Source organism: Burkholderia sp. DN3021, from assembly GCF_049805555.1.
Taxonomy (GTDB): domain Bacteria; phylum Pseudomonadota; class Gammaproteobacteria; order Burkholderiales; family Burkholderiaceae; genus Burkholderia; species Burkholderia pyrrocinia_C.
On record NZ_JBNCAB010000022.1, the window covers coordinates 21,058 to 34,908 of the forward strand.

The window sequence follows — 13,851 nt, forward strand, 5'->3', positions numbered from 1 at the left end:
AACGATGATGATGAAACGCATGTTGGCGCTCGCGGTGGTCGCGGCCGCCGCTGTCGCCGGCGGGATTACCGCCGGCCATTGGTTCCGCGGCAATGCCGACGACGGCGTCGCCGTCGCCTCGCCGGCCGCAGCGGGCAGCCCGGTCGACCAGTTGTGGGCAGCGGCGCTGACGGGTGTCGACGGCAAGCCGGCCACGCTGGCTGCCTTCAAGGGCCAGAAGGTCGTCGTCAATTTCTGGGCGTCATGGTGCGGCCCGTGCGTTGAAGAGATGCCCGAGCTCGTCGCGCTGTCGCATCAGTACAAACAGAAAGGCATCCGTTTCATCGGAATCGGTGTCGATTCCGAGCAGAACGTGAAGAACTTTCTGCAGAAAGTGAAGGTCGACTATCCGGTTTTCGTCAGCGGTTATGCCGGCGCCGATCTGGCCCGTAATTTCGGAAACACCGCTGGCGCGTTGCCGTTTACGGTTGTCATCGACGAAACCGGCAAGATTCGCGAGACAAAATTGGGACAAATCCAGCCGTCCGAGCTGAAAAAGACGCTCGACGCGTTGTAACCTGCCCGAACGCCGGCCCGCACGTTCGCAGCAATTTGTCCGTCGATCGCCGCAATTTCGCGTGAATTCGCCGATACTTTGCATCCGCACCGGTAATTCTTGCGGGTTCGGCGAACTCGGCCGTTCGGCAAAACTAGACAAATTTCTCTAAATAGCGCTAAAGTTCGCGCAATTCCGCAGAAATAGAAGCGACCATGACACGATTGCTGGTGCTGCACGGCCCCAACCTGAACCTTCTCGGCACCCGGGAACCGGAGGTGTACGGCCGCGTCACGCTGACACAGATCGATCAGGCGCTTGCCGCGCGTGCCCGGGAAGCCGGCGCCGAACTGTCGTCGTTCCAGAGCAACCATGAAGGCGCGCTGGTCGACCGCATCCAGGCCGCGCGGGAGGAACAGACCGATTTCATCCTGATCAATCCGGCCGCGTATACGCACACGAGCGTCGCGATCCGGGACGCGATCGCCGGCGTTGGCATCCCGTTCGTCGAGGTTCATTTGTCGAACGTGCATCGCCGCGAAGCGTTCAGGCACCACTCCTACTTTTCCGACCAGGCCGAAGGCGTGATCTGCGGGCTCGGCTGGAAAGGTTATCTGTACGCGCTCGAGTACGCGCTGGGCAAGCTGCAAGGCACGTCGCGCGGCTGATTTCGCGATCTAGATTCAGCGCCGGCCCCTAACCGGCGCTTTCACGTATTGAAAGGGGAATTCCCGATGGATCTTCGTAAGCTGAAAACTCTGATCGACCTCGTTTCCGAATCCGGCATCTCCGAGCTGGAAGTGACGGAAGGCGAAGGCAAGGTGCGCATCGTCAAGAACGCACCGCCGGTCTACGTACAGCCGACGGCTGGGTATGCCCCGCAATTCAGCGCGCCCGCTCCGTCGGCCGCGCTGCCGACGGACGGTGCCGCTGCGCCGGCAGCCGGCGCCGCAGCCGCGCCGGCCGTCCCGCAGGGCCACGTCGTGACGTCGCCGATGGTCGGCACGTTCTATCGCGCGCCGTCGCCGGGCGCGGACCCGTTCGTCCAGGTCGGCGACACGGTCAAGGAAGGCCAGACGATCTGCATCATCGAAGCGATGAAGCTGCTCAACGAGATCGAGTCCGATAAAGCCGGCGTGATCAAGGAAATCCTCGTCGAGAACGGCCAGGCCGTCGAATACGGCCAGCCGCTTTTCGTGATCGGCTAAGTCCGCCGCGCGGCTAAGCCAGCCGCGCGCCGCCGATGCTCGCCAGGCGCCGTTCGCGCGCCCCTCGAAGAGACGAATACTCGCTATGTTTGAAAAAATCCTCATTGCCAATCGCGGTGAAATCGCGCTGCGCATCCAGCGCGCGTGCCGCGAGCTCGGCGTCAAGACGGTGGTCGTCTACTCGGAAGCCGACAAGGAAGCCAAGTACGTGCGCCTCGCGGACGAAGCCGTCTGTATCGGCCCGGCCCCGTCGAACCTGAGCTACCTGAACATGCCGGCGCTGATCAGCGCCGCGGAAGTCACCGACGCCGAGGCGATCCACCCCGGCTACGGCTTCCTCTCGGAGAACGCCGATTTCGCGGAACGCGTCGAGCAGTCGGGCTTCACGTTCATCGGCCCGCGCCCGGAAACGATCCGGATGATGGGCGACAAGGTCACCGCCAAGCAGACGATGATCAAGACCGGCGTGCCGTGCGTGCCGGGCTCGGAAGGCGCGTTGCCGGACGATCCGAAGGAGATCGTCAAGATTGCGCGCACGATCGGCTACCCGGTCATCATCAAGGCGGCGGGCGGCGGCGGCGGGCGCGGGATGCGCGTCGTGCACACCGAGGCCGCGCTCGTCAACGCGGTCAACATGACCCGCGAGGAAGCCGGCCGTGCGTTCGGCAACCCGCAGGTGTACATGGAGAAGTTCCTCGAGAACCCGCGCCACATCGAGATCCAGGTGCTGTCCGATGCGTTCAAGAACGCGATCTGGCTCGGCGAGCGCGACTGCTCGATGCAGCGCCGCCACCAGAAGGTGATCGAGGAAGCGCCGGCGCCCGGCATTCCGCGCCGCCTGATCGACCGCATCGGCGACCGCTGCGCGGACGCGTGCAAGAAGATGGGCTACCTCGGCGCGGGCACGTTCGAATTCCTGTACGAAAACGGCGAGTTCTACTTCATCGAGATGAACACGCGCGTGCAGGTCGAGCACCCGGTGTCGGAACTGATCACGGGCGTCGACATCGTGCAGGAACAGATCCGCATCGCGGCCGGCGAGAAGCTCGCGCTGCGCCAGCGCGACATCCAGTTCCGCGGACATGCGATCGAATGCCGGATCAACGCAGAAGATCCGTTCAAGTTCACGCCGTCGCCGGGCCGGATCACGTCGTGGCATACGCCGGGCGGCCCCGGCGTGCGCGTCGACTCGCATGCCTACAATGGCTATTTCGTGCCGCCGAACTATGATTCGATGATCGGCAAGCTGATCACCTACGGCGCGACCCGCGAGCAGGCGATCAGCCGGATGCGCATCGCGCTGTCGGAAATGGTCGTCGAAGGCATCCAGACCAACATCCCGCTGCACCGCGAGCTGATGATCGACTCGAAGTTCGTCGAAGGCGGCACCAGCATCCACTACCTCGAAAACCGGCTCGCACAGAAGCAGCAGGTCGCACCGGAAGAAGCGTAAGCATGAGCTATCGCGAACTCGTCGTCGAACTGGCCCGTGAGCACGCGGAGGCATTGTCCGACGCGCTGCTCGACCTCGGCGCGCTGTCGGTGTCCGTCGAGGACGCCGACGCCGACACGCCCGACGAACAGCCGCTCTTCGGCGAGCCCGGCCTCGTGCCCGACCGCACCGCGTGGCAGCACTCGCGCGTGGTCGCGCTGCTGTCGCCCGACCACGATCCGGCCGTGCTGCTCGCGGCGGCCGCGAACGAGATCGGCCTCGCCGGGACGCCGAAATTCGACGTCCGCGAAGTCGAGGAACAGGACTGGGTGCGGCTCACGCAATCGCAGTTCGAGCCGATCCCGATCGGCGAGCGGATCTGGGTCGTGCCGTCGTGGCACGACGCGCCCGATCCCGACGCGCTCGTACTCGAACTCGACCCCGGCCTCGCGTTCGGCACCGGCAGCCACCCGACCACGCGCCTTTGCATGGAATGGCTCGAACAATCGGTGAAGCCCGGCCAGTCGGTGCTCGACTACGGCTGCGGCTCCGGCATTCTCGCGATCCTCGCGAAGAAATGCGGGGCGAACCCCGTCATCGGCATCGACATCGATCCGCAGGCGGTGGAATCGGCACGGCAGAACAGCGAACGCAACCGCGCGGAAGTCACGTACGGGCTGCCCGATGCATGCCCGGACGGCGAATTCGACATCGTCGTCGCGAACATCCTGTCGAACCCGCTGAAGCTGATGGCGTCGATGCTCGCGTCGAAGGTCAAACCGGGCGGGCGCATCGCGCTGTCGGGCGTGCTCGCGCGCCAGGCGGACGAAGTCGCGGCCGTCTATGCGCGCTACATCGACATCTCGGTCTGGCGCGAACACGAAGGTTGGGTCTGCCTTGCCGGAACCCGGCGGGAAAGCCATTAGAATAGCGCTGTCCTTTACTCTGGCCAGCAGGCCGCCCGGCTCGACATGCTTCTTGCGACGCGCTGCCCCCATTGCGAAACCGTCTTCCGGCTGCAGCAGGAACAGCTCTCGCTGCATGAAGGGCTCGTGCGCTGCGGGCATTGCCACGAAGTCTTCAACGCGTCGGAATCGCTCGTTCCCGAGCACGCGCAGCAGCCCGAACCGGCATTGACCGAAACGGCTGCCGCGCCGGAGAACGGCGATGCGCGCCACCAGGCCGCGCCCGCGCGGCTGTTCGCCGCCGACGCGCCGGCCGGATTGCCGTCCGACACCGATTACAAGCCGGAAGGCTGGGACATGTGGGCGCCGTGGCTCGACGCCGGCGTCGATCCGTCGCTGCAGCACAACGTGCAGACCGTGCGCACCGCGCCGCTGGTGCCGCTCGCGCTCCCGTCCACCGAAGCCGGCATCGTTCACCTGTCGGGTACGCCCGCGCCGTTCCCGTCCCCGACCGAGCTCGATGCATCCGCCGACGCCGCGCAACCGGCCGAACCGCATTCGACGCAGACGGAACAGGAAATCGAAGCATCGCCGGCGCCCGTCGTGTCCCCCGTCGAACGCGACCCGCATGAGCCCCGCTTCGTCGCCCACATTCCGTCGGAAGCAGAAACCGCTACCGACGACACCGAACCGGTGGGCAACGCGCACTTCGCGGTACCGGACGACGAGCGCGCGCCGCGCGAACCGCGTTTTGCGTTCGCTCCGGCGCCGGCCGTCACCGTACCCGAAACCGGATCGGAACCCGACGCCGCCGCCCGGCACGACGAAACCCCGGCCGCGGTCACCGACATACCCGCCGCGCCGTTCCCCGCCGCGCCGACCGACGACGATCGCCCGCACTTCGCCGTCACGCGCGAGACGCGCGCGCCGCAGCGGCGCGGGTTGCTCGGCGGCTTTTTCGGCGGCCTCGTCGCCGCGGCACTGGCCTTCCTGCTCGTCGCGCAACTCGCATGGTGGCAGCGCGAGACGCTGATGATCTACTGGCCCGTCACGCAGGGCTGGTTCCGTCAGGCCTGCGCGCCGCTCGGCTGCACGGTCGCGCCGCCGCGCGCGATCGACGGCCTGCGGCTCGACGCGACCGACCTGCGCCAGCTCGACGGCCCGCGCGTGCTCGAGCTGAAGGTGCCGCTGACGAACCGCTACCGCGTCGCGCTCGCGTACCCGTCGCTCGAACTGACGCTGCTCGACGACACCAATCACGTGACCGTGCGCCGCGTGCTCGCGCCGCGCGACTACGTCCGCCCGGGTACGCCGATCGACGCCGGGCTGCCGCCCGGCAAGACGCAGACGATGATCGTCCGCGTCGAAACGACCGGCACACCCGCCTCGAATTTCCGCGTCCAGATCTTCTATCCGTGACGCGCCGCGGCGCGCGCCTGCGCGCCCGTCTCAACCCGCGCGCCCGAGCGGCGCGCTATTTCGGAGCACGAACATGAGCAAAGTTACGCTGGGTGGCAACTCGATCGATCTCGCCGGCACGTTCCCGGCCGTCGGCGCCCAAGCCGCCGATTTCAAGCTGGTCGGCAAGGACCTCGCCGACCTGTCGCTCGCCAGCTTCGCCGGCAAGCGCAAGGTGCTGAACATCGTGCCGAGCCTCGACACGCCGACCTGCGCGACGTCGACCCGCAAGTTCAACGAAGCCGCGTCGTCGCTCGACAACACGGTCGTGGTCGTCGTGTCCGCCGACCTGCCGTTCGCCGCCACGCGCTTCTGCACGACCGAAGGCCTCGCGAACGTCGTGACGGCTTCGACGTTCCGCACCGGCCGCGCGTTCGCGAACGCATACGGCGTCGACGTGACGAGCGGCCCGCTGAACGGCCTGACCGCACGTGCCGTCGTCGTGCTCGACGCGCAGGACAAGGTGATCCACGCGGAACTCGTCGGCGAGATCAAGGACGAGCCGAACTACGACGCCGCGCTCGCCGCACTGACGTAAGCTTTCCCCCCGCTGTCCCCTGCCGCGCCGCGCCCTTCGCGCGGCGCTGTCGCGCAGGGCCTTTCATTTCTACAGGAACGCACACCTTGGCTACGCTGATTTGCGGCTCGATCGCCTACGACTCCATCATGACCTTCGAAGGGCGGTTCCGCGAGCACATCCTGCCCGACCAGGTGCACCTCATCAACCTGAGCTTCCTCGTGCCGACGATGCGCCGCGAATTCGGCGGCTGCGCGGGCAACATCGCGTACGCGCTGCACCTGCTCGGCGGCGATGCGCGCATGATGGGGACGATGGGCGCGCTCGACGCGCAGCCGTATCTCGACCGGTTCGATCAGCTCGGCCTGCGCTGCGATCACGTTCGCGTGTTGCCCGACACGTACACGGCGCAAGCGATGATCACGACCGATCTCGACAACAACCAGATCACTGCGTTCCACCCCGGCGCGATGATGCAGTCGCACCTGAACCATGCGGGTGACGCGCCGGACATCAAGCTCGCGATCGTCGGCCCCGACGGCTTCGACGGGATGGTGCAGCACGTGGAAGAGCTCGCCAAGGCCGGTGTGCCGTTCGTATTCGATCCGGGCCAGGGCCTGCCGCTGTTCGACGGCGCGACGCTGCGCCGCAGCATTGAACTTGCGACCTATGTCGCGGTCAACGACTACGAGGCCAAGCTGGTGAGCGACAAAACGGGATGGTCCGAAGACGAAATCGCCAGCCGGGTCGACGCCCTCGTCATTACGCGTGGCGAGCACGGCGCGACCATCCGCCACAAGCAGGGCACGGAGCAGATTCCGGTTGTGCCGGCCGAGCGTGTCGTCGATCCGACCGGCTGCGGCGATGCCTTCCGGGGCGGCCTGCTATACGGTATCGAGAACGGCCTCGACTGGGCAACCACGGGCCGCCTCGCGAGCCTGATGGGTTCGATCAAGATCGCTCACCAGGGGCCCCAGACTTACGTACTGACGCGCGCCGAAATCGACGCGCGCTTCGAGGCTGCATTCGGTTACAGTCTCAAATGAATATTGTGGGAGAGCCAAAATGTTGACGACAAAAAACCTCACGCTCGCGGCCATGCTGACTGCCACGCTGACCCTCGCCGGCTGCTTCACGGCACCCGGTTCGGCAGATGTCTATAGCGTCGGCCAGGCGCAGCGCGAACAGACGGTCCGCATGGGCACGGTCGAAAGCGTCCGTGCGGTGCGCATCCAGTCCGACGGCGGCGGCAGCGCGATCGGCACGCTCGGCGGCGGCGCACTCGGCGCGGTCGCAGGCAGCGCGATCGGCGGCGGCAAGGGATCGATCCTGACGGCAATCGCCGGCGGTCTCGTCGGTGCGGTCGCGGGTAACGCGGTCGGCGAAAACCTCAGCACGGCGAACGGTGTCGAAATCACCGTGCGCCTCGACAACGGCGACCTGCGCTCGATCACGCAGGCAGCAAGCGGCGAAGCGTTCCGCGCCGGCGAGCGTGTGCGGCTGCTGTCGAGCGGCGGCGTCACGCGCGTCACGCACTAACCGGGTACCTCAGCATGCGGCGCAAGCCGCAGTCGAACGCATGTGCGAAGCTGCACATGCGTTTTTTTTCGTCCGTCCTCGCCGCAGCCGGTACATGGGCGAATACGGACGAAAAAAATCCCGCCACCTGAGCCAGATGGCGGGACTGATTGAGTAGCGCTACTCAACCCGCGGACACCACGTGAGTGCCCGGGTGATGCTGGTCAGCCGCGATTACGGACGGCTGCCGGTCGGGAACGGCCATGCCGCTGCCGGGTTGAGCGCGGTCTTCACGCCCGATGCCGGCGCGACCGATGCGGTCGACGCGGTCGTTGCCGGTGCAGCCTTCTTCACGACGGCCTTCTTCGGAGCAGCAGCCTTCTTCGCCGGAGCGGCAGCCTTCTTCGCAGGGGCAGCCTTCTTGGCGGGCGCAGCCTTCTTCGCAGCGGCCTTCTTCGCAGGCGCAGCCTTTTTGGCAGCAGCCTTCTTCGCAGGCGCAGCCTTCTTGGCAGCAGCCTTCTTGGCCGGTGCGGCCTTCTTCGCAGCAACCTTCTTCACTGCGACTTTCTTGGCTGCAACCTTCTTCGCAGCGGCCTTCTTGGCCGGCGCTGCCTTCTTCGCAGCAACCTTCTTCACTGCGACTTTCTTTGCTGCGACCTTCTTGGCTGCAACCTTCTTCGTTGCGACCTTCTTCGCAGCGGCCTTCTTCGCCGGTGCTGCCTTCTTCGCGGCAACCTTCTTCACCGCGACCTTCTTCGCAGCAACCTTCTTCACTGCAGCGGCCTTCTTCGCCGGAGCAGCGGCCTTCTTCGCGACGGTCTTCTTGGCAGCAACTTTCTTAGCAGCCGGTTTCTTCTTGGCGGTAGCCATGTTGTTCTCCTTCAGGTTCAGATGAGAGTCAGTTCAAACTACACCCTTCGTCAAAACCCGCTTCCCGCGGACGCTGTTCAGGACGTGCGCTTCGAAGCGGGCTATTCATCGGCGTACGCGGATACCGCGCGCTTACGCTAATGAATACGGTATGGCGCGCGTGACCACCCGGCCTCGCGCGCCAAATCAAGTCGGTAGCCGGCGCACCTCGCGCCGCTACCCCTAATCGCTTGATCAAGCGGACCGCCACACGGCCGTCCGCTTTATCCGGAGGGAAGTTTGCCCATCCCACTGAAGGGTTCGCAAAGTGCCTGTCGTGTCGTTGTGCCGCTAAGGCACCGGGCATGCTTTGCATCAGGCGTTCTTGCTCCTAAACCTTGGGCCGGGGCCGAGAGGCCGCCGGCTGCTCCATCATGTAACGGGTTCGCTGCTGCGGGTTATTCCCAGGACAGCGCGCCCCCCGTCTGATACTCGATCACACGCGTCTCGAAGAAGTTGCGCTCCTTCTTCAGGTCGATCATCTCGCTCATCCACGGGAACGGGTTTTCCTCGTTCGGGTACAGCGGATCGAGGCCGATCTGCTGGCAACGGCGGTTGCTGATGAAGCGCAGATAGCTCTTGAACATCGACGCGTTCAAACCCAGCACGCCGCGCGGCATCGTGTCCTCGGCGTAGCGGTATTCGAGTTCGACAGCCTGCTTGAACAGCTCGCGAATCTCCGCGCGGAATTCCGCGGTCCAGAGATGCGGGTTCTCGAGCTTGATCTGGTTGATCAGGTCGATGCCGAAGTTGCAGTGCATCGACTCGTCGCGCAGGATGTACTGATATTGCTCTGCAGCACCCGTCATCTTGTTCTGGCGGCCGAGTGCGAGGATCTGCGTGAACCCGACATAGAAGAACAGGCCTTCCATGATGCAGGCGAACACGATCAGCGACTTCAGCAGCTTCTGATCCGCTTCGAGCGTGCCGGTCTTGAAGGCCGGGTCCGTCAGCGTGTGGATGAACGGGATCAGGAATTCGTCCTTCGCGCGGATCGACGCGACCTCGTGGTACGCGTTGAAGATCTCGCCTTCGTCGAGACCGAGCGATTCGACAATATATTGATACGCGTGCGTGTGGATCGCCTCTTCGAACGCCTGGCGCAGCAGGAACTGCCGGCACTCGGGCGCCGTGATGTGGCGGTACGTGCCGAGCACGATGTTGTTCGCCGCGAGCGAATCGGCCGTCACGAAGAAGCCGAGGTTGCGCTTCACGATGCGGCGCTCGTCCTCGGTCAGACCGTTCGGGTCCTTCCACAGAGCGATGTCGCGGGACATGTTGATTTCCTGCGGCATCCAGTGGTTCGCGCAACCGGCCAGATACTTTTCCCACGCCCACTTGTACTTGAACGGCACCAGCTGATTGACGTCAGTCTGGCCGTTGATGATGCGCTTGTCGGCGACATTGACCCGCGCTTCCGAACCGCCGGCGGGAACAGCCGATGCTTGCGGCGGCACCGCAAGATCGCCTTCGAAAATGTCGCGGACCTGATGGGCGGCAGGCGACGCAGCCTGCATTCCGACAGCCACTCCTGCGGGGGCGCGCATCGCATTGTGCTGCGCTCCGCTCGCGGGAGTTACGGCAGTCTTCTCGTCATCCCAGTTGAGCATAAATTCTCACCATCAATTTAGAACGGTTTGTACCATCTTTTCCTGAGCGATAAAAGGGTTCGCTCACGAAAAATCCTTTTTTCGATTCGCGTTGCGACCTCGATACAACACTTTGAGCAACGCATCGTCGTTCATGCAGAGCGCGACGTGTGTCGCGCGTGTATCGCGAGGTGCGCTCGACGCATCGAACGCTGATCGAAACGCGACGTCGTCGGGGATGTTTCGATCGCTTGTCGCTGCCTGCAACGCTGGTGTCGCGTTACAGATTCCTTATCATTTTTTTAGTTGAGAGCGGCGCACACTTCAACCTCGATCGGTCGTCGTGCGCGCCGCACGGCACATCTTCAGGTCAGGCGCGCTGCGTTACTGGCACGCTTCGCATTCGTCGAAGCCCGGATCGCCCGGACGCATCGTGCACACCGGACCGTCGGCCTCGACCGGCGCGAGTGCCGCCGCTGCACCGAGCGCGCCCGACGACGCATCGCCGCCCGCCGCACCGAAGCCGCCTGCCGCGCCTTGCGCGCCGCCGCTGCTCGAACCACCGCTGCCCGCACCACCCGTCGGCACCGCGTTCAGCGCGCCGTGTGCGACCGTCGACTTCTCGACGTGCGTCGCCGCCATCGTGCGGAGGTAGTAGGTCGTCTTCAGGCCGCGCAGCCAGGCGAGCTTGTAGACCTCGTCGAGTTTCTTGCCCGACGCGCCGCCCATGTAGATGTTCAGCGACTGCGCCTGGTCGATCCACTTCTGGCGACGCGATGCGGCTTCGACCAGCCACGTCGGATCGACTTCGAACGCGGTCGCGTAGATCGCGCGCAGGTCGGCCGGGATGCGGTCGATGCGCGACAGCATGCCGTCGAAGTACTTCAGGTCGGCGACCATCACTTCGTCCCACAGGCCGCGTTCCTTCAGGTCGCGAACGAGGAACTCGTTCACCACCGTGAACTCGCCCGACAGGTTCGACTTCACGTACAGGTTCTGGAAGGTCGGCTCGATGCACGCCGACACGCCGATGATGTTCGAGATCGTCGCCGTCGGCGCGATCGCGACACAGTTCGAGTTGCGCATGCCGTGCGCGGCGATCCGCGAACGCAGCGTCGTCCAGTCGAGCGACTCGGACGTGTCGACCTCGACGTAGCCGCCGCGCGCTTCCGTCAGCAGCTTCAGCGTGTCCTGCGGGAGGATGCCGCGATCCCACAGCGAGCCGCGGTAGCTCGAGTAGCGGCCGCGCTCTTCGGCCAGCTCGGTCGACGCGTAGTAAGCGTAGTAGCAGACCGCTTCCATCGAGCGATCGGCGAACTCGACCGCCGCTTCCGACGCGTACGGCGTGCGCAGCAGGTGCAGGCAGTCCTGGAAGCCCATGATGCCCATGCCGACCGGGCGGTGCTTCAGGTTCGAGTTACGCGCCTTCGGCACCGCGTAGTAGTTGATGTCGATCACGTTGTCGAGCATGCGCATCGCGACGCTGATCGTGCGCTTCAGCTTGTCGTGGTCGAGCGCGTAGCTGCCGTCGGCCTGCTTCACCAGGTGCGCGAGCAGGTTCACGGAGCCGAGGTTGCACACCGCGATTTCGGTGTCGCTCGTGTTCAGCGTGATTTCCGTGCACAGGTTCGACGAGTGGACGACGCCGACGTGCTGCTGCGGCGAGCGGATGTTGCACGGATCCTTGAACGTGATCCACGGGTGGCCCGTCTCGAACAGCATGCCGAGCATCTTGCGCCAGAGCTGCTGCGCCGGGATCTTCTTGAACAGCTTGATCTCGCCGCGCGCGACCTTCTCTTCGTAAGCCGTGTAAGCCTTCTCGAAATCGGCGCCGAACTTGTCGTGCAGGTCCGGGCAGGTCGACGGCGAGAACAGCGTCCAGTCGGCGCCTTCCATCACGCGCTTCATGAACAGGTCGGGAATCCAGTTCGCCGTGTTCATGTCGTGCGTACGGCGGCGATCGTCGCCCGTGTTCTTGCGCAGCTCGAGGAATTCCTCGATGTCGAGGTGCCAGGATTCGAGGTACGCGCAGACCGCGCCCTTGCGCTTGCCGCCCTGGTTGACCGCGACGGCCGTGTCGTTCACGACCTTCAGGAACGGGACCACGCCTTGCGACTTGCCGTTCGTGCCCTTGATATGCGAGCCGAGTGCGCGCACGCGCGTCCAGTCGTTGCCGAGACCGCCGGCGAACTTCGACAGCAGCGCGTTTTCCTTCAGCGCTTCATAGATGCCGTCGAGATCGTCCGCGACCGTCGTCAGGTAGCACGACGACAGTTGCGAGCGGTGCGTGCCCGAGTTGAACAGCGTCGGCGTCGAGCTCATGAAGTCGAAGCTCGACAGCACGTTGTAGAACTCGATCGCGCGCGTTTCGCGGTCGATCTCGTTCAGCGACAGACCCATCGCGACGCGCATGAAGAATGCCTGCGGCATTTCGATACGGGTGCCGTCGACGTGCAGGAAGTAGCGGTCGTACAGCGTCTGCAGGCCGAGGTAGCCGAACTGCAGGTCGCGGTTCGCGTCGAGCGCTTCACCGAGGCGCTTCAGGTCGAACTGCAGCAGCTTGTCGTCGAGCAGGCCGGCGTCGACGCCGCGCTTCAGGAACTGCGGGAAGTACTCCGCGTAACGGGTCGACATCTCCGCCTGCAGGACTTCCTCGCCGAGGATCTCGCGGCGGATCGTGTGCAGCAGGATGCGGGCCGTGACCTGGCTGTATGCCGGATCCTTCTCGATCATCGTGCGCGCAGCGAGGATCGCCGAGTCGTAGACCTGGCTCATCGGCACGCCGTCGTACAGGTTCTTCACCGTCTCCGCGACGATCGGCTCAGGGTTAACCGCAGCGCCGAGGCCATCGCACGACGACACGATCAGCGCGCGCAGCGCGTTCATGTCGAGCGGACGCGAGACGCCGTTGTCGACGACGTTGATGCCGATGCTCGACTCGCCGCCTGCCGCCGCTGCTTCCTCGCCCGCATGCTGGCGCTCGAGGTGACGCTTCTCGCGATACAGCACGTACGCACGCGCGACGTTGTGCTCGCCGCCGCGCATCAGCGCGAGTTCGACCTGGTCCTGGATGTCTTCGATATGGAACGTACCGCCGTTCGGGCGGCTGCGCACGAGCGCGCGCACGACGTTGTGCGTCAGCTGTTCGACCTGCTCGCGCACGCGCGCCGATGCCGCGCCCTGCCCGCCGTTGACGGCCAGGAAAGCCTTGGTCACCGCGATCGCGATCTTCGAAGGCTCGAACGACACCACGCTGCCGTTGCGACGGATCACCTTGTAGTCGGCGAACGTGGCTTGCGGCGCGAGCGCTTGCGCGCCCTGTTCGGTCCCGCCGAGCGGACGGCTCGAGGCGCTCTCGTACTGGGACGTCGCGTTGTCGGTGGTTTGCATGTGCAAAGCTCCTGGTGTTGGATGGTGCGGAGAGAACCGCGGATTAAAACGAACGCTGCGCAGTGCGGTGCGCGAGCGGTAAGAGGCGAGCGATGCGTCGGGGAAGCCGGTTCGGTCGATGCGCGACAACCGAGCCGGTCGTGTGCTTCGTCATGTGTACCCCGCCCCGTCGAAATTCGCTGCGCTGAGCGCGACGCTCTGACCGCCCGGCCTGACGCGCCGCCCTGAGAACCCTGTCCGCCGGCGTTGCCCGCCGGCCGGTGCCGCTCGGGTTTCCCCTGCGACACACACTATATCTAGTACAGAACTGCTCAACTGGCACCAAGTATAGTGGACATTCGGACGACGTCCAAACGGATAATTTACGCTGAAGGTCTTGACATCGCTCGC

Annotated in this window: 13 protein-coding genes; 9 read left to right on the forward strand and 4 right to left on the reverse strand. The window is 65.0% G+C overall.

Features of this window, described 5'->3' with window-relative positions; genetic code table 11:
- Nucleotides 1–4 precede the first annotated feature (4 nt).
- The 9 genes from ACPUER_RS13770 (at nucleotide 5) to ACPUER_RS13810 (ending at nucleotide 7,594) form a co-directional block, all read left to right on the forward strand.
- Nucleotides 5–556, forward strand: coding sequence for a TlpA family protein disulfide reductase (locus tag ACPUER_RS13770; protein WP_425131384.1), 552 nt, complete (start codon nucleotides 5–7; stop codon nucleotides 554–556).
- 194 nt (nucleotides 557–750) lie between these two features.
- Entirely contained in the window at nucleotides 751–1,203 is a 453-nt protein-coding gene (gene aroQ / locus ACPUER_RS13775) for a type II 3-dehydroquinate dehydratase (protein WP_425131385.1), read from the forward strand.
- Nucleotides 1,204–1,269: 66 nt separating this feature from the next.
- Nucleotides 1,270–1,743, forward strand: coding sequence for an acetyl-CoA carboxylase biotin carboxyl carrier protein (gene accB, locus ACPUER_RS13780; protein ID WP_072436364.1), 474 nt, complete (start codon nucleotides 1,270–1,272; stop codon nucleotides 1,741–1,743).
- Nucleotides 1,744–1,828: 85 nt separating this feature from the next.
- Nucleotides 1,829–3,196 (forward strand): acetyl-CoA carboxylase biotin carboxylase subunit, encoded by a 1,368-nt coding sequence (gene accC, locus ACPUER_RS13785; protein ID WP_111015350.1) that lies wholly within the window; start codon nucleotides 1,829–1,831, stop codon nucleotides 3,194–3,196.
- 2 nt (nucleotides 3,197–3,198) lie between these two features.
- The gene (prmA, locus tag ACPUER_RS13790) at nucleotides 3,199–4,101 is read left to right on the forward strand and encodes a 50S ribosomal protein L11 methyltransferase (protein WP_175963114.1); all 903 of its coding nucleotides are present in this window, start codon (nucleotides 3,199–3,201) and stop codon (nucleotides 4,099–4,101) included.
- 45 nt (nucleotides 4,102–4,146) lie between these two features.
- A complete protein-coding gene (locus tag ACPUER_RS13795; protein ID WP_425131386.1) occupies nucleotides 4,147–5,499 on the forward strand; it encodes a DUF3426 domain-containing protein in 1,353 nt (450 codons plus the stop codon).
- 73 nt (nucleotides 5,500–5,572) lie between these two features.
- Complete coding sequence (gene tpx, locus ACPUER_RS13800) at nucleotides 5,573–6,076, forward strand: thiol peroxidase (RefSeq protein ID WP_425131387.1); 504 nt, start codon at nucleotides 5,573–5,575, stop codon at nucleotides 6,074–6,076.
- 86 nt (nucleotides 6,077–6,162) lie between these two features.
- Complete coding sequence (locus ACPUER_RS13805) at nucleotides 6,163–7,101, forward strand: carbohydrate kinase family protein (RefSeq protein WP_175963116.1); 939 nt, start codon at nucleotides 6,163–6,165, stop codon at nucleotides 7,099–7,101.
- A 19-nt stretch (nucleotides 7,102–7,120) separates the two neighbouring features.
- A complete protein-coding gene (locus tag ACPUER_RS13810) occupies nucleotides 7,121–7,594 on the forward strand; it encodes a glycine zipper 2TM domain-containing protein (protein ID WP_175963117.1) in 474 nt (157 codons plus the stop codon).
- A gap of 213 nt (nucleotides 7,595–7,807) precedes the next feature.
- On the opposite strand, the gene ACPUER_RS13815 is transcribed toward ACPUER_RS13810, so the two are convergent.
- From ACPUER_RS13815 to ACPUER_RS13830, 4 genes are all read right to left on the reverse strand, one after another.
- Nucleotides 7,808–8,443, reverse strand: coding sequence for a histone H1-like repetitive region-containing protein (locus ACPUER_RS13815; RefSeq protein WP_175963118.1), 636 nt, complete (start codon nucleotides 8,441–8,443; stop codon nucleotides 7,808–7,810).
- A gap of 28 nt (nucleotides 8,444–8,471) precedes the next feature.
- A complete protein-coding gene (locus tag ACPUER_RS13820; protein WP_072436369.1) occupies nucleotides 8,472–8,798 on the reverse strand; it encodes a hypothetical protein in 327 nt (108 codons plus the stop codon).
- 82 nt (nucleotides 8,799–8,880) lie between these two features.
- Entirely contained in the window at nucleotides 8,881–10,092 is a 1,212-nt protein-coding gene (locus ACPUER_RS13825; RefSeq protein WP_034182669.1) for a ribonucleotide-diphosphate reductase subunit beta, read from the reverse strand.
- Between the two features lie 363 nt (nucleotides 10,093–10,455).
- Nucleotides 10,456–13,461, reverse strand: coding sequence for a ribonucleoside-diphosphate reductase subunit alpha (locus ACPUER_RS13830; RefSeq protein WP_425131388.1), 3,006 nt, complete (start codon nucleotides 13,459–13,461; stop codon nucleotides 10,456–10,458).
- Nucleotides 13,462–13,851: the final 390 nt, after the last annotated feature.